General features: G+C 62.6%; 13 protein-coding genes and 1 pseudogene. 6 read left to right on the top strand and 8 right to left on the bottom strand.

What is annotated here, in order from left to right:
• Positions 1-62 precede the first annotated feature (62 nt).
• The 5 genes and pseudogenes from xseA to ACF8K2_RS07390 all read left to right on the top strand — a co-directional run bounded on the left by xseA (position 63) and on the right by ACF8K2_RS07390 (position 6,540).
• On the top strand, positions 63-1,442 hold the full coding sequence (gene xseA, locus ACF8K2_RS07410; RefSeq protein ID WP_392464121.1) for an exodeoxyribonuclease VII large subunit: 1,380 nt from the start codon (positions 63-65) through the stop codon (positions 1,440-1,442).
• A gap of 3 nt (positions 1,443-1,445) precedes the next feature.
• Positions 1,446-2,273 carry a M23 family metallopeptidase gene (locus ACF8K2_RS07405; protein WP_186556413.1) on the top strand — a complete coding sequence of 276 codons (828 nt, stop codon included), beginning with the start codon at positions 1,446-1,448 and terminating at the stop codon, positions 2,271-2,273.
• A 367-nt stretch (positions 2,274-2,640) separates the two neighbouring features.
• A complete protein-coding gene (leuA, locus tag ACF8K2_RS07400) occupies positions 2,641-4,314 on the top strand; it encodes a 2-isopropylmalate synthase (protein ID WP_186556414.1) in 1,674 nt (557 codons plus the stop codon).
• A gap of 252 nt (positions 4,315-4,566) precedes the next feature.
• Positions 4,567-5,679, top strand: a pseudogene (locus tag ACF8K2_RS07395) (nitrate- and nitrite sensing domain-containing protein); the annotation flags it as partial.
• Complete coding sequence (locus tag ACF8K2_RS07390) at positions 5,674-6,540, top strand: methyl-accepting chemotaxis protein (RefSeq protein ID WP_392464176.1); 867 nt, start codon at positions 5,674-5,676, stop codon at positions 6,538-6,540. The pseudogene ACF8K2_RS07395 and the gene ACF8K2_RS07390, both read left to right, overlap by 6 nt.
• A gap of 197 nt (positions 6,541-6,737) precedes the next feature.
• Here the strand turns inward: ACF8K2_RS07390 and ACF8K2_RS07385 are convergent, their stop codons facing one another.
• From ACF8K2_RS07385 to zwf, 3 genes are read right to left on the bottom strand one after another with little or no spacing between them, the layout of a single operon-like run.
• Complete coding sequence (locus ACF8K2_RS07385; protein WP_186556416.1) at positions 6,738-7,412, bottom strand: bifunctional 4-hydroxy-2-oxoglutarate aldolase/2-dehydro-3-deoxy-phosphogluconate aldolase; 675 nt, start codon at positions 7,410-7,412, stop codon at positions 6,738-6,740.
• 17 nt (positions 7,413-7,429) lie between these two features.
• Complete coding sequence (gene pgl, locus ACF8K2_RS07380) at positions 7,430-8,143, bottom strand: 6-phosphogluconolactonase (RefSeq protein ID WP_392464119.1); 714 nt, start codon at positions 8,141-8,143, stop codon at positions 7,430-7,432.
• Positions 8,130-9,599: a glucose-6-phosphate dehydrogenase gene (gene zwf / locus ACF8K2_RS07375; protein ID WP_186556418.1), complete on the bottom strand. Its 1,470-nt coding sequence runs from the start codon at positions 9,597-9,599 to the stop codon at positions 8,130-8,132. Before zwf ends, pgl begins: the two co-directional genes overlap by 14 nt.
• A 211-nt stretch (positions 9,600-9,810) precedes the next feature.
• Between zwf and hexR the strand changes: the two genes are divergently transcribed.
• On the top strand, positions 9,811-10,674 hold the full coding sequence (hexR, locus tag ACF8K2_RS07370; RefSeq protein WP_392464175.1) for a DNA-binding transcriptional regulator HexR: 864 nt from the start codon (positions 9,811-9,813) through the stop codon (positions 10,672-10,674).
• Here the strand turns inward: hexR and ACF8K2_RS07365 are convergent.
• The 5 genes from ACF8K2_RS07365 to ACF8K2_RS07345 all read right to left on the bottom strand — a co-directional run bounded on the left by ACF8K2_RS07365 (position 10,667) and on the right by ACF8K2_RS07345 (position 15,926).
• Positions 10,667-11,521, bottom strand: a complete 855-nt coding sequence (locus ACF8K2_RS07365; RefSeq protein WP_392464118.1) for a D-hexose-6-phosphate mutarotase — start codon at positions 11,519-11,521, stop codon at positions 10,667-10,669. The genes hexR and ACF8K2_RS07365 overlap by 8 nt on opposite strands.
• 118 nt (positions 11,522-11,639) lie before the next feature.
• On the bottom strand, positions 11,640-12,983 hold the full coding sequence (locus tag ACF8K2_RS07360) for a carbohydrate porin (RefSeq protein ID WP_392464117.1): 1,344 nt from the start codon (positions 12,981-12,983) through the stop codon (positions 11,640-11,642).
• Positions 12,984-13,021: 38 nt separating this feature from the next.
• Complete coding sequence (locus ACF8K2_RS07355; RefSeq protein ID WP_392464116.1) at positions 13,022-14,176, bottom strand: ABC transporter ATP-binding protein; 1,155 nt, start codon at positions 14,174-14,176, stop codon at positions 13,022-13,024.
• 3 nt (positions 14,177-14,179) lie between these two features.
• Entirely contained in the window at positions 14,180-15,025 is an 846-nt protein-coding gene (locus ACF8K2_RS07350) for a carbohydrate ABC transporter permease (RefSeq protein WP_264237007.1), read from the bottom strand.
• Complete coding sequence (locus ACF8K2_RS07345; RefSeq protein ID WP_392464115.1) at positions 15,018-15,926, bottom strand: carbohydrate ABC transporter permease; 909 nt, start codon at positions 15,924-15,926, stop codon at positions 15,018-15,020. The genes ACF8K2_RS07350 and ACF8K2_RS07345 overlap by 8 nt, the downstream gene beginning before the upstream one ends.
• Positions 15,927-16,070: the final 144 nt, after the last annotated feature.

The following is a 16,070-nucleotide window of genomic DNA, read 5'->3' as shown; positions in this document are numbered from 1 at the left end:
CTCAAGCCCATTCACCCGCCAGCACGGTGCATCAGGCCGACTTGTCCTTTATGATGCCCGGCATGATCAAAGACCCTTTCGAACGACTCGGCCTGGACCGCGAGGTCCTCACCGTCAGCCAACTGAACGGCCGCGCCCGCGTGCTGCTCGAAGATGTGTTCCGCAACGTCTGGGTAGAAGGCGAGATTTCCAACCTGGCCCGCCCGGCATCCGGCCACATCTATTTCACCCTCAAGGACAGCGGCGCACAGGTGCGCTGCGCCTTGTTCCGGCAAAACGCCGCCCGTGTGCGCCAGGCACTGCGCGATGGCCTGGCGGTGCGGGTGCGTGGCAAGGTGTCGCTGTTCGAGGGGCGTGGCGACTATCAACTGATTCTCGACACCGTCGAACCGGCCGGTGATGGCGCGCTGCGTTTGGCTTTCGAGGCGCTGAAAGAAAAACTCGGCGGCGAAGGCTTGTTCAGCGCCGAAGGCAAGAAGCCCTTGCCCGCCCATCCGCAGCGCATCGGCATCATTACCTCGCCGACCGGCGCGGTGATCCGCGACATCATCAGCGTATTCCGCCGCCGCGCACCGCAGGTCGAGCTGAACCTGATCCCCACCGCAGTGCAGGGCCGCGAGGCGATCAACCAGATCGTCCGCGCCCTGCGCCTGGCTGACAGCCGGGGGTTCGATGCGCTGATCCTGGCCCGCGGTGGCGGCTCGCTGGAAGACCTCTGGTGCTTCAACGAAGAAGCCGTAGCGCGCGCCATAGCCGCCTGCGTCACGCCCATCGTCAGCGCCGTAGGGCATGAGACCGACGTGTCGATCAGCGATTTCGTCGCTGACGTGCGCGCCCCTACGCCCTCGGCCGCCGCCGAGCTGCTGGCCCCGGACAACAGCGGCCTGCAATTGCGTCTGGATGGCCTGCAACGCCGCCTGCTGCTGCGTATGCAGAACCGCCTGAGCCACGACCGCCTGCGCGTCGAAGGCCTGGCCCGGCGCCTGCGCCACCCAGGCGAACGCCTACGCCAGCAGGCCCAGCGCCTGGACGACCTGGACATGCGCCTGCGCCGCGCCTTCATGCTCACCATGAACCAGCGCCACGAGCGCCTGGGGCGGCTCGACATGCGTCTGTCCGCACAGCATCCAGGACGCGCGCTGAAGCTGCTTAGCCAGCGTTTGGACAGCCTCGCCGAGCGCCTGCCACGGGCCATGCGTGAAGTGCTCAAGGACCGCCGCCAGCGCTTCCAGGCCCAATTGCAGACCCTGCAGGTGGTCAGCCCCCTGGCGACCCTGGCGCGCGGCTACAGCATCCTGCTCGATGACCGCGGCCACGCCATCCGCAGCGCCGCCCAGACCCGCAACGGCCAACGCCTGACTGCCCGCCTCAACGAGGGCGAACTGCAGGTGCGAGTCGAAGACAACCACCAGACTCCGGTCACCCTCTCGCTATTGGACTGACACATGCCGCGCCTGTTCGCTCCCCTGCTTGCCCTCTCACTGACGCTACTGACTAGCGTTGCCCAGGCCAGCTACATCACCCGCACGCTGAACAAGCCAGTGCCGGGCGGCGTCGCCGTGGTCAACCTGGGGCCAGGCGCCAGTGCGCCGGATGCTCGTTTCGACGGCAAGCCGGTACTGGTGGTCAAGGAGCAAGATGCCTGGCTGGCGATCGTCGGCATCCCGCTGACGCAAAAGCCCGGCACGGCCACCCTGAGCCAAGGCACACGCAGCTTGCCCTTCACGGTCGGCAGCAAGAAATACCCCGAGCAGCACATCACCCTCAAGAACAAACGACAGGTCAACCCGAACCCGGCCGACCTCAAGCGCATCGACCGCGAGCTGGCCGAGCAGATCAAGGCGTACCGCAGCTTCAGCCCTAACCTGCCGAGCAACCTGATCCTCGACAAGCCGGTTAGCGGGCCGCTGTCTAGCAAGTTTGGTGTGCGTCGGTTCTTCAACGGCGAAGAACGCAATCCGCATGCAGGCCTGGACTTTGCCGTACCTGCAGGCACCCCGATCAAGACCCCGGCCAATGGCAAGGTGATTCTGGTGGGTGACTACTTCTTCAATGGCCGGACCGTGTTCGTCGACCATGGCCAGGGCTTCATCAGCATGTTCTGCCACATGTCGAAGATCGACGTGCAGCCCGGGCAGCAACTGCGCCGCGGTGAAGTGGTTGGCCGAGTGGGCTCCACTGGCCGGGCCACCGGGCCGCACATGCACTGGAACGTCAGCCTGAATGATGCGCGGGTGGATCCTGCGATCTTCATCGGCGCATTCCAGCCCTAGACCCCGCTGCCCTCTGCGCGGATAAAAACGCTGCTCGACCGAGCCTGGGCAGGACGAGCAGCGGCTTGCGCCATCTAATTACACCGCGCAACCAGCACCGTTCATAACCAGAAATATCGCGACAAAATCTCGCCAATCCGCTTTTTTTAAGCATTCCTCTCAATTTTTTCCGAAGGCTTGCCATCCTTCACCTCTGTGGTTAGGGTTGAAGGCATGAAAACCTCTACCACCCTCATTCTGCTCCGCCAACACCGCAGCCTCTGCCTGGTCAGTGCACGACTACCAGGGTGAATCGCGTCGCCTCGCCTTTTCATCTCGTTATCGTTCGGCAGGCCCGATCTCGGCCGCACACTAAAGGAATACTTCCATGACCATGCTCAAAGACCCTTCGAAGAAATACCGCGCCTTCCCGACCATCGACCTGCCCGACCGCACCTGGCCGTCCAAGGCCATCACCGAGGCGCCAATCTGGTGCAGCTCGGACCTGCGTGATGGCAACCAGTCGCTGATCGAGCCGATGGACGCGGAGAAGAAGCTGCGGTTCTGGAAGACCCTGGTGCAAGTGGGCGTGAAGGAGATCGAGGCATCGTTCCCATCGGCCTCGCAGACCGATTTCGACTTCGTGCGCACCCTGATCGAAGACGGCCACATCCCTGACGACACCACCATCCAGGTGCTGACCCAGGCCCGTGAAGACTTGATCGCGCGGACCTTCGAGTCCCTGCGCGGCGCCAAGAAGGCCATCGTTCACCTGTACAACGCCACCAGCCCGTCGTTCCGCCGTATCGTCTTCAACCAAGACAAGCAAGGCGTGAAGGACATCGCGGTGAACGCGGCCAAGCTGTTCGTCAAATACGCCGCCCAGCAGCCGGAAACACACTGGACCTTCCAGTACTCGCCAGAGACCTTCAGCGCCACTGAGCTGGAGTTCGCCAAGGAAGTCTGTGACGCGGTCATCGAGGTGTGGAACCCGACCCCTGAGCACAAGATCATCCTCAACCTGCCAGCCACCGTGGAAGTGGCCACGCCGAACGTCTACGCCGACCAGATCGAATGGTTCTGCCGCAACGTCAATCGCCGCGACAGCGTGATCATCAGCCTGCACTGCCACAATGACCGCGGCACCGGCATCGCTGCGACCGAGCTTGGCTTGATGGCCGGTGCCGACCGCGCCGAAGGCTGCCTGTTCGGCAACGGCGAGCGGACCGGCAACGTCGACCTGGTGACCTTGGCCCTGAACCTGTACACCCAGGGCATCGACTCCAAACTGGACTTCTCCGATATCGACGGCGTGCGCAAGGTCGTTGAAGAATGCAACCAGCTGCCGGTGCACCCACGTCATCCGTATGTTGGCGACCTGGTCCACACCGCGTTCTCCGGTTCGCACCAGGATGCCATCCGCAAAGGCTTCGCCAAGCAACAGGAAGGCGAACTGTGGGAAGTGCCGTACCTGCCGATCGACCCGGCCGACATCGGCCGCAGCTACGAGGCGGTGATCCGCGTCAACAGCCAGTCGGGCAAAGGCGGCATCACCTACCTGCTCGAGCAGGAGTACGGCATCAGCCTGCCGCGCCGCATGCAGATCGAGTTCAGCCAGGTGGTTCAGGGCGAGACCGATCGCCTCGGCCTGGAAATGACTGCCCAGCAAATCCACGGCTTGCTGCACAAAGAGTACCTGCAAGCCAACTCGCCGTACGCGCTGGTCAGCCATCGCCTGCAGGAAGAGAACGGCCATAGCGCGGTGGAAGTGGAAGTCGCCGGTGAAGGTGAAACCACCCTGCACTGGCGCGGCAAGGGCAACGGCGCCCTGGAAGCATTGGTCGCCGGCCTGCCGATTGCAGTGGAGATCATGGACTACAACGAGCACGCCATCGGTGCCGGGACCAACGCCAAGGCGGCGGCCTACATCGAACTGCGCGTGGCCGGTGGCCGTCCGGTGCATGGTGTGGGGATCGATGAGAACATCACCACCGCCAGCTTCAAGGCACTGTTCAGCGCGCTGAACCGCTCGTTGAGCCAGCAAGAAGCAAAAGCCGCCTAATCAGCGCGCTCTAGTGAAAAAGCCCGTATCCCTGGATACGGGCTTTTTTATTACACGTGTTTTAATAAATAAACCCATGCACTGACATGGATCAACACTTTGTTTATTGAACCTCTTTAGTGCATTTTAATTAGCCAAAACATGTCGCGATAAGTCTTTCGTAATATCCAGCAAACAACATACAATAATGGCCGTGTGCCACCAAACAACAACAGCCTTGCACACATGTGAACCTGAAACTGCCCTACCCACATGAGGCCTGAAGCAATGCTGAATAATGCGCCGCTTCGTCTGAAGCTGTTGTTGATCGTACTATTCCCTCTCCTGGGCTTCCTGATTCTTTGCGGCCTGAATATCGCCGAGAACTACAAGAGCCTGCGCGACATGCAAGCCACCGTCGCAGCCAGCAGCACCGTCGAGCGCCTGAGCCAGTTGATTACTACCTTGCAGCGCGAGCGTGGCGCCAGCGGCGTATTTATCGGCAGCCACGGCAAGAGCATGGGCGATCGCCTTGGCCCCTTGCGCGGCGATAGCGACAGCGCCATCGCCGCCCTGCGTGAATTGCCAACAACCGGCAACGATCACAATACCTTCCTCGAAGCGATTGCCCGCTTGAAAGAAACCCGCGGGCAAATCGATAGTTTGGCCATCGACAGTAATGAGTCCGGCGCCCGCTATACCGGCATGATCCAACAGTTGATCGGTTATACCCAACTTCTGGAACGTCGCGTCAGCGATACCGCTGTGGTTCATGCCTTGGGCGCACTCAATCAATTCATCGAACTCAAAGAACGTGCCGGGCGTGAACGGGCATTGCTGGGGATTGTGTTTAGCCAGGACCGTTTCAATGAAACCCTGTTCTCACGATTCAGCCGTAACCTGGGTGAGCTCAACGCCTATACCGATGGCTACCGGCGTAAAGCGACTGCCACAGGCCTGAGCCAATTTGAAGAGCGCCAGCGCACCACAGCAGCGCTGGAAGTGGCTCGAATCCAGAAGCTGGCCTTTGAAACACCGTTGGGCCAGCCACTGGGCGTCAAGCCAGAAACCTGGTTCGAGACGTCGACCCAACGCATCGACCAACTGAGCGAAGTCGAACGTGCCCTGGCGGCCAACGTCGGTCAACTGGCCGAACAAGCACGCCACACTGCCGCCCGCGCCTTGTGGCTGACCCTCGGCGGTATCCTCATCGCCCTGGTGGCCGTGGCCCTGTTGTCGTGGCTGATCATCCGCAGCATCGGCAGTGCCGTGCGCGATATCAATGCCACCCTGGAGAGCCTCGCCCAGCGCGACCTGACCGCCCGGGCCAAGTACCGCAGCAAGGACGAGTTCGGCCAGATCGCCAGTAACCTCAACCGCATGGCCAACCAGATCACCGAGATCGTTCAGGAAATCGGTAATGCCACCGCTCAGGTTGCGACCGCCGCAGAAGAGTCGTCCGCCGTCACCCTGCAAACCAGCCGCAGCGTCGAGCAGCAGCGCCAGAGCACCGAGTCGGTGGCCACTGCGATCAACGAAATGAGCGCCACGGTGCGCGACGTCGCCCACAGCACCAATGACGCCGCGAGCCTGTCGCAGCAGATCCACACCAGTACCGAACAAGGCCGCGCAGAGATAGAAACGACCATCGCGCTGATCCGCGAACTGTCGAACCAGGCGCAGCAGACAGCGACGATCATCGATGAACTCAAGGATGAAAGCGACGCCATCACCTCGGTGCTGGATGTGATTCGCGGGATTGCCGAACAGACCAACCTGCTCGCGCTCAACGCCGCCATCGAAGCGGCGCGTGCTGGCGATCATGGGCGTGGCTTTGCCGTGGTCGCTACCGAAGTGCGCACCTTGGCGCAACGCACCCAGGAATCGACCGGCAACATTCAGCAGATGATCAGCAACCTGCAGGCAGGCTCGGACCGCGCCAATGCCTCGATGCTGGAAACCCTGGGCAAAGCCCAATCAGGCGCCGAGCGAATTGGTCGAGCCGGCGAACTGCTTGGGGAAATTGCCGAGGGCGTGGCCAGCATCAACGACCGCAACATCCAGATCGCTTCGGCGGCCGAGGAGCAGAGCGCGGTGTCGGAAGACATCAGCCGCAACGTCAACGAGATCAACGACCTGGTCATCCAAGTCAGCGCAGGGGCGCAGCAGACGGCGGTGACCAGCCAGGAACTGGCGCGCCTGGCGGAGTTTCAGCAGCAGTTGGTGGGGCGATTCAGAGTGGCGTGAGCCTGACTGTTCGGGGCGAGCAGTACCGGCCTCATCGCGGGGCAAGCCCGCTCCCACGCAAGCTATCCATTCACCAGCTATTCGTGGGAGCGGGCTTGCCCCGCGATGAGGCGGCACAGCCAACACAAAACCTGCAGACAAAAAAAGGGGCGCCGACCAAGCGCCCCATAAGCCGTGTAGCACACAACGAATTCGTTTCAGTCGAGCAACGCAATCGCCTCAGCGCTGCACTCGGTAATCCGCGCCCAATCGCCGTTCTTGATCCAGCTGCTGTCGAGCATCCAGGTGCCACCCACGCACATCACATTGGCCAGGGCCATGTAATTGCGCACGTTGGCGGTATTCACGCCACCGGTCGGGCAGAAGCGGATATCGCCAAACGGCCCGCCAAAGGCCTTGATCGCCGCGACGCCGCCGCTGATCTCCGCCGGGAACAGCTTGAAGCGCCGGTAACCGAGGGCGTAGCCCATCATGATCTCCGACGGCGTGCTGATCCCAGGCAACAGTGGGATATCGCTCTCGACACCGGCCTGGAGAATGTCCGGGGTAATACCGGGTGTGACGACGAACTGGGCACCGGCCGCCTCGACCGCAGCGAACATGCTGCGATCCAGCACGGTGCCCGCCCCGATGCACAGCTCCGGACGTTGCTCACGCAGCACTTGAATGGCCTTCAGGCCATGCGCCGAGCGCAGGGTCACTTCCAGCGTGCGAATGCCGCCAGCGGCCAGGGCATCGGCCAGCGGCAGGATGTCTTGCTCACGGGCGATGGTGATCACCGGCAAGATGCGCGCCTGCTCACAGATCTCGTCGATCCGTGCGGTTTTCTCGGCCATCGAGAGCAAAGGCTGTGGGCGTTCAAGGGTGGTCATGACAGTGGATCCTTGGCTCATGGGCACCAGTAGATGTCCAGGGGGTCGTGAAGAAAGGCGCGAATCGGCATTTCGGTAGTGTCATCGGCGGCCAGCGCGGCGCGCAGGGTAGCGAGTTTGCCTTCGCCTTGCACCGCCAGCGCGATGAAGTCAGCGCTGGCCAGCAAAGCGCGGGTCATCGACAAGCGCTGGTGCGGCACGCTCGGGGCGAGCATGGGCAGAATCCGCCGCTCGCCAATCTTGCCCAGGCCTTGGCGCAGCAGCGGGCTGGCCGGGAACAGCGAGGCGGTATGGCCATCGTCACCCATGCCCAGCACCAGCACATCGATCGGCGGCAGCTCGGCCAGGGCCTGATCGGCAAGCTCGGCAGCAGCGTCCAGGCTCGGCGCCTGCTGGTACAAGCCAATGAAGCGGGCCTTGCCCGCCTCGCCCTTGAACAGGTGGCGGGCCAGCAGGCCGGCGTTGCTGTCAGGATGCTCAACCGGCACCCAGCGCTCGTCAGCCAGGCTCACCGTGACCTTGGACCAGTCGAGCTTCTCGCTCGCCAATCGCTCAAGAAATGGCACCGGGCTGCGCCCGCCAGATAACACGACGCAAGCCTGCCCTTTGCCAGCGATAGCCTGGCGCAAGCGCTCGGCAACATCGCCAGCCAGTGTCGCGGCCAGGGCCTTGGAATCGGCCAAGGCATGGGTTTTGCCCCCCCCTGGCAGTTTCAATTCAGATATCGCCATACCACGCCCTCCCATCCCGTGTGATCAGTGCAATCGAGCTCATTGGCCCCCAGGAACCTGCCGCATAGGGCTTGGGAGCGTCACCAGCATTCTTCCAGCCGGCGATCAGCTGATCGCACCATTTCCATGCATATTCGATCTCGTCCTTGCGCACGAACAGGTTCTGGTTACCGCGCATCACTTCCAGCAGCAGCCGCTCGTAGGCATCCGGAATCCGCGCACTGCGCCAGGTATCGGAGAAATTCAGCTGCAGCGGGCCACTGCGCAGTTGCATGCCCTTGTCCAGGCCCTGCTCCTTGGTCATCACCCGCAACGAGATACCCTCGTCCGGTTGCAGGCGGATGATCAGCTTGTTACCGATCTGCAAACGCTGTTCCGGGGCGAAGATGTAGTGCGGGGTTTCCTTGAAGTGGATGACGATCTGCGACAGCTTGCCCGGCATGCGCTTGCCGGTGCGCAGATAGAACGGCACCCCCGACCAGCGCCAGTTGCGGATGTCGGCGCGCAGGGCAACGAAGGTCTCGGTGTCGCTCTGGGCGTTGGCGTTGTCTTCTTCCAGGTAGCCGGGCACCGGCTTGCCATCGCTGTAGCCGGCAATGTACTGGCCACGCACCACGGCGGTGCTCAGGCCTTCACCCGTGATCGGCGCCAGGGCCTTGAGCACCTTGACCTTCTCGTCGCGGATGCTGTCGGCGGAGAGGTCACTGGGCGGGTCCATGGCAATCAGGCAGAGCAGCTGCAGCAGGTGGTTCTGGATCATGTCGCGCAGCTGGCCGGCCTTGTCGAAATAGCCCCAACGGCCTTCGATGCCGACCTTCTCGGCCACGGTGATCTCCACGTGGCTGATGGAATTCTGGTTCCACTGGGTTTCGAACAGGCTGTTGGCAAAGCGCAGCGCAATCAGGTTTTGCACGGTCTCCTTGCCCAGGTAATGGTCGATGCGATAAACCCGGCTCTCCGGGAAAAACCGCGCCACCGCATCGTTGACCCGGCGCGACGACTCGAGATCGTGACCGATGGGCTTTTCCAGCACCACACGGGTGCGCTCGACCAGCCCGGCTTTGTCGAGGTTCTCGCAGATCGCACCATAGACCGCTGCGGGCGTGGCGAAATACGCGATCAGCGGCAGGCTGCCCGCCGCTTGCTCGGCCAGGGCCTGATAGCCCTCGGGTTGGAGGAAGTCCAGGTGCAGGTAGCTCAGCCGCGCAACGAAGCGCTCCAGCGCCGCCGCCTCGATGTCGGCATCCGGTACGTAGCGGCGCAGGTGGGCTTCGATGTTAGCCAGGTGCTGCTCGCCATCGCCCGGCTCGCGGGCCAGCGCCAGCAGGCGCGAGTCGGCATGCAGCAAGCCGGCACGGTCGAGCTGATAGAGCGCGGGGAACAGCTTGCGCAGTGCCAGGTCGCCAAGGGCGCCAAACAGGGCAAAGGTGCAAGGTTCAACACTGATCGCAGCCATGATGTTGGTTCTTTCCTAAAGTTGGCCTAGGAATATCGTTTTCAACGGCAGTTTTCAAGAGGTAATGTAGTAAAAACCACAACATTACCGACAAGTGTTACAGACAAGTGGTAGATCAACCCCTACCGACAGTACGATAGACAACACTGCAAAAAGCCTGCTGCACCGCCAGCCGGCTGTCTTCTCGACCCAAGGACACACCATGGACCGCGTGCGCAACCTCCTGGAACAGATCCAGGGACGCCTCGAAGAGCTGAACAAGGCCGAACGCAAAGTCGCCGAAGTCATCCTGCTCAACCCACAACAGGCGACTCGTTTCAGCATCGCCGCTTTGGCCCAGGCGGCCAAGGTCAGCGAGCCGACCGTCAACCGTTTCTGCCGTTCGTTCGGCGTCAGTGGCTACCCCGAGCTCAAGCTGCAACTGGCGCAAAGCCTGGCCAGTGGCGCCGCCTATGTCAGCCGCGCGGTGGAGGCGGACGATGATCCGGCCGCCTACACCCAGAAGATCTTCGGCAGCGCCATTGCCTCGCTCGACAGTGCCTGCCAACAGCTCGACCCGCAACAGATCAGCCGCGCCGTGGACATGATGATCCAGGCCCGCCAGATCCACTTCTTTGGCCTGGGCGCCTCGGCGCCGGTGGCCCTCGACGCCCAGCACAAGTTCTTTCGCTTCAACCTCGCGGTGTCGGCCCATGCCGATGTGCTGATGCAGCGCATGCTGGCCTCGGTTGCCCATACTGGCGACCTGTTCGTGATCATTTCCTACACCGGGCGTACCCGCGAGCTGGTCGAAGTGGCGCGCCTGGCCCGCGAAAACGGCGCCTCGGTGCTCGGCCTGACGGCTGCCGGCTCGCCGCTGGCCAACGCCTGCAGCCTGAGCCTGCACATCCCACTACCGGAGGACACCGACATCTACATGCCGATGACCTCGCGGATCATCCAGCTGACCGTGCTCGACGTGCTCGCCACCGGCATGACCCTGCGCCGCGGCGTCGACTTCCAGCCGCACCTGCGCAAGATCAAGGAAAGCCTCAACGCCAGCCGCTATCCGATCGAGGACGACGAGCTCAATTGAGCCGGTGCGCCTGCAAGCGCAGGTGCGCGCGCTGCCCCGGCGCCAAACTCAAGCCCTCGCCACTGCCGCTGGCCGCTTCGACGCAGACAAACCCCCGGCTCTCGCGCCCGCTGACGCCCATCAGCGGGCGATTGCCGGGGTGCCAGACCACCGTGTCGTCGCTGTCGCCGGTATCGATGCACAGCTCGCGCTGCCAGGCCGGGTCATGCAGCTGTACCCGCGGCGTGCCCGGATAGACCTTCTGACACCCACCCTTGACCTTCAACGCGCCGTTCTCACGGCAGGCCTGGCGATTCAAGCGGTCGTAGCCGTCGATATCTTCCAGCCCAGATAGCGCTATCTCGGCAACGTTGCTGATACGCCAGTAGGCCAGCAGCGCATGGCTCAGCTGGCAAGGTTCGCTGTCCTGATGCTCGGTGCTCAGGCTCAGCTCCATGCGATTGCCGAGCCGGGCGTGCAGGTCGACCTGCCAATCACACAGGTCCAGCCGCCACGTGAGGGTCACGCCCTCCTCGTCCTCGCAGCTATCTACCAGCTTCCAGTCGAGCAAACGTGCCCAGCCATGGGCCGGCCACAGGTCTTCGCTGGGATGGCGGCCATACCAGGGCCAGCACACCGGCACCCCGCCACGAATCGCCCCGACCTGCGGCCACTGCTCGGCACACCACAACCAGGGTCGCTCGCCGGCTGGTTGGAAGTGCAGCAGTTGGGCGCCCTGGCGGCTGAAAACGGCCTGGCAACGGGGGTGATCGATGATCAGCACATCGCGCTGCTGGTAACGCTCCCACTCGAACGTCGGCCTGGGCCGTTGCGTGGAAAAGAAGCGATGTAGCGGATGTTCAGGCATGGTTCCAAAGCTCTTGTTGTTTGAGATAGCGCTGTCTCGACCCAAGCCGCGCTACCACTGAAGACCAGTGGTAGCGGGATAGCCAAGAATGGATGGCGTAAATTTACAACAATTTTCCTCAGAATGACGACTGAATCTTCAGGCCTGCGACCAGCGCGTTATCCACTTCATCGACCCCGCCGGGGCTTTTGATGTATTGCAGGTTGGGCCGCACGGTCAGCCAATTGGTGACATGGAAGCCGTAATACAACTCGGCGTTGTACTCGGTGCGCTGCAGCGGGACGAAGCCTGGGTTGTCGTAGTCATTGATGCCGCTGCCGGCATTGAGCTGCTCGGCGCGCTTCTTGACGTCGTCGTTGACGTGAATCCGGGCAATACCGAAACCGATGTCATCCTTGGGCCGGGCATCGAAGGCGCCTTTATAGACCAGGCCGACTTGCTGGTAGTTGTCGACCACGTTGGTGGCCTTGTCATGCACGGTGAAGTTGGCGAACACACTCAGCCCGCGATTGACGTCGCCGCCGTGGGCAGTGACCTGCTGCTGCGCCACCACCCACCAGCCGTGCTTACTGGAGTGCGACTTGAAGCCCTCGCCAGTGATGCCCTGCGGGTTGCCGTTGACATCCTCATAGACATCGTCAGCCTTGGCCGTGCTGTAGTAGTAGCCCAGCCGGTACTCGCCAGGCAGGCCATTGACCTTGGGCGACCAGACCATTTCCACCGGCAGGATCGCGCCCTTGGTGCCGCTGCCGCTGAGCTTGAAGCCATTGCCGGTCTCCAGGTTGGAGGGGTTCTGTTCGAACGCGCCGACTTGAACGAAGAACTCCGGGGTGATGTTGTATTTGACCCGCAGCGCCCACTGGCTGACCGGCCAGTTGTACCAGATGCCACCAACCCAGTTACCGACCTGCGAGCCGCAGAACGCCAGGTTCTGGAAGTCGCAGGGGAAGCTGTTGAAATCTTCGCCCTCGCCGAAGCGGCCGAATTTCACATCCAGCGCGCCATCGAAGTATTTCTGCTTGATCCACATCTGGGTCAGCCGCCAGGTCTGGCCACGCCCCCACACTTCCTGCACCGAGCTGAACTGCCCGGCACGGGGGTCGCTGATGCGGTCATTGGACAGGTTGCGCCCGCTGCGCTCGGTGATCGCCAGCTTGAACTCGGTATCGCCCCAGCCGAGGATCTTCTCCAGGTCCAGGTGCATGCCCAAGGCGAACTGGTCGCTGTAGCGCGCAGTCTTGTCGTCGTTGTAGCCGCCATTGAGGTTGCCAGCCACTTCGCCGACATAGTCGAGGGTGAAGTCGTAGCCCTTTTCCAGCAGCTCGGTACGGGTGCCACCCCAGTCGCCGGTCATCCATTTCGATTCACTGGAAAAGGCCTCGGCGGCCTGCGCGCCGCTGCTGCCGACCACAGCCAGCAAGGCCAGCGAGCCCAGGGCCCTGATGCGTTTGCGATGTTCCATCCCTTTGCGTCCTCTTTTCTTGTTTTTAAGTAGACGATCTATCGGCCCTTGAAGCGAGCCACATTGTCCTTGTGCGGCGCAGCGGCACTGGACAGGTCCAGGCGCTCACCGCTTTGCGCGTCGAACAGCAACACCCGTGCCGGATCGAACTGCAGGTTGAGGCTGTCGCCAATCTGGCAGGCGACATCCGGAGCCAGGCGGCAGCAGACCTTGGTCTGGTTGAGGGTGACGAACACCAGCAGGTCAGGCCCGGTAGGCTCGGTCACCTGCACCTCGGCGCGCACTGCCGGCAGGCCATTGCCCTCGCCGGCACCCAGGCTGATCTGCTCGGGGCGCACGCCAAGAATCACCTCACGCCCCTCGAATGCGTCGGTGGCCGCGCCCAGTGGCAGCTCACAGCGCGCCTGGCCGCTGTCGAGCAAAGCCAGCAGGCGGCCGTCTTGGCGGGTCAGGCGCACCGGGATGAAGTTCATCGGCGGCGAGCCGATGAAGCTTGCGACAAACTGGTTGGCCGGATCGTTATAGATCTGCTGCGGTGTCCCGAACTGCTGGATGATGCCGTCCTTCATCACTGCCACCTTGTCGCCCAAGGTCATGGCCTCGATCTGGTCATGGGTGACGTACACCGTGGTGGTCTTCAGGCGCTGGTGCATCAGCTTGATCTCGGTGCGCATCTCGACCCGCAGCTTGGCGTCGAGGTTGGACAGCGGCTCGTCGAACAGGTAGATCTTCGGCCGCCGCGCCAGCGCCCGGCCCATCGCCACCCGTTGCTGCTGGCCACCGGACAACTGGCCCGGCTTGCGCGTCAGCAGATGCTCGATCTGTAGCAGCTTGGCCACCCGCGCCACCTCCTCGTCGATCGCCGCCTGGGGCAGCTTGCGAATCTTCAGGCCGAAGGCGATGTTGTCGCGCACGTTCATGGTCGGGTACAGCGCGTAGGACTGGAACACCATGGCAATGTCGCGATCCTTGGGGCTCATGCCGCTGACGTCCTGCTCGTCGATCAGGATCGCCCCGCCACTGATGCTTTCAAGGCCGGCGATGCAGTTCATCAAGGTCGACTTGCCGCAGCCGGAAGGGCCGACCAGGATCAGGAACTCGCCATCCTTGATCGACAGCTGGATGTCCTTGAGCGTGTCCGGGACGCCGGTGCCGTAGGTCTTGTTTACATTGCGAAGTTCGAGCGTTGCCATGACTTACCCCTTGACCGCGCCGGCGGTCAGCCCGCGCACGAAATACTTGCCCGCCACTACGTAGACCAGCAGGGTTGGCAGCCCGGCGATCATCGCCGCGGCCATGTCGACGTTGTATTCCTTGGCCCCGGTGCTGGTGTTGACCAGGTTGTTCAGGGCCACGGTGATCGGCTGCGAATCGCCGCTGGAGAACACCACCCCGAACAGGAAATCGTTCCAGATCTGGGTGAACTGCCAGATCAGGCAGACCATGATGATCGGCGTCGACATCGGCAGGATGATCCGCCCAAAGATGGTGAAGAATCCGGCGCCATCGAGCCGCGCCGCCTTGACCAGGGCATCGGGAATGCTCACGTAGTAATTGCGGAAGAACAGCGTGGTGAAGGCCAGGCCGTAGACCACATGCACCAGCACCAGGCCGCTAGTGGTGCTGGCCAGGCCCAGCTTGCCCAAGGTGAACGAGGCCGGCAGCAGCACGGTCTGGAACGGCAGGAAGCAGCCGAACAACAGCAGGCCGAAGAACAGCTGCGAGCCGCGAAAACGCCACATCGACAGCACATAGCCGTTGAGCGCACCGAGGGTGGTGGAGATCAGCACCGCAGGCACGGTGATCATGATCGAGTTCCAGAAGTACCCGCTGACCGTGGCCCAGGCCTTGACCCAGCCAATGCCGGTGACCACCGTCGGCCAGCTCAGCAGGTTGCCCGAGCCGATGTCTTCCGGGGTTTTGAAACTGGTCAGCAGCATCACCACCAGCGGCACCAGGTACAGCAGTACAGCGCTCAGCAACACCGCGTGAATGGCGATGCGGCTCAGGCTCAGGGCCGGTTTGTCGAGACGATTAGTCATGGCGCTTGGCCCTCAATTCCGAGTACAGGTAAGGCACCAGGATCGCCAGGATCGCGCCGAGCATGAGGATCGCACTGGCCGAGCCCATGCCCATCTGGCCGCGGCTGAAGGTGAAGGAATACATGAACATGGCCGGCAGGTCGGAGGAGTAGCCTGGGCCACCTGCGGTCATTGCCGCGACCAGGTCGAAGCTCTTGATGGCGATGTGCGCAAGGATCATCAGCGAACTGAAGAACACCGGCCGCAAGCTCGGCAGCACCACTTGCCAGTAAATCCGCGGCAGGCTTGCGCCGTCGATCTGCGCAGCGCGGATGATCGACTGATCGACCCCACGCAAACCGGCCAGGAACATCGCCATGATGAACCCCGAAGCCTGCCAGACCGCCGCGATCACCAGGCAGTACACCACCCGGTCGGGGTCGATCAGCCAGTCCAGGCGAAAGCCCTCCCAGCCCCAGTCACGCAGCAGCTTGTCCAGGCCCATGCCGGGGTTGAGCAGCCATTTCCAGGCAGTCCCGGTGACGATCATCGACAGCGCCATCGGGTACAGGTAGATGGTGCGGATGAAGCCTTCGCGGCGGATGCGCTGGTCGAGCAACACCGCCAGCAACACACCGATCGCCAGGCTGATGCCGATGAACAAGCCGCCGAACACCAGCAGGTTCTTGCTCGCCACCCACCAGCGGTCGTTATCGAACAGCCGGGCATATTGGGCAAGACCGGCCCACTTGTAGGTGGGTAGGAAGGTCGAGGTGGTGAACGAGAGAACGAACGTCCACAGGATGTAGCCGTAGAAGCCCACCAGGATGATGAACATGCTCGGCGCCAGCACCAGTTTTGGTAGCCAACGCTGCAAGGCGTCCAGGGGTGAGGCCCGCAGTTGGGCGGTCAAGGTAGTCATGATTGCGATACCTGTCAGTCAGTGATGCCCCAGCAAGCGCGCCTATTGCCTAGGCAACGCGATCCTTGTGGGAGCGGGCTGGCCCGCGAAGAGGCCGGCCCGCCCCCTCAGTGGATAGCAAGGGCAAGTTGCAGCGGCGATGGC

Source organism: Pseudomonas sp. xss_2, assembly GCF_043104195.1.
Taxonomy (GTDB): domain Bacteria; phylum Pseudomonadota; class Gammaproteobacteria; order Pseudomonadales; family Pseudomonadaceae; genus Aquipseudomonas; species Aquipseudomonas urmiensis.
Note: the sequence above shows the minus strand (reverse complement) of the source record. Positions and strands in the feature narration are given on the sequence as shown.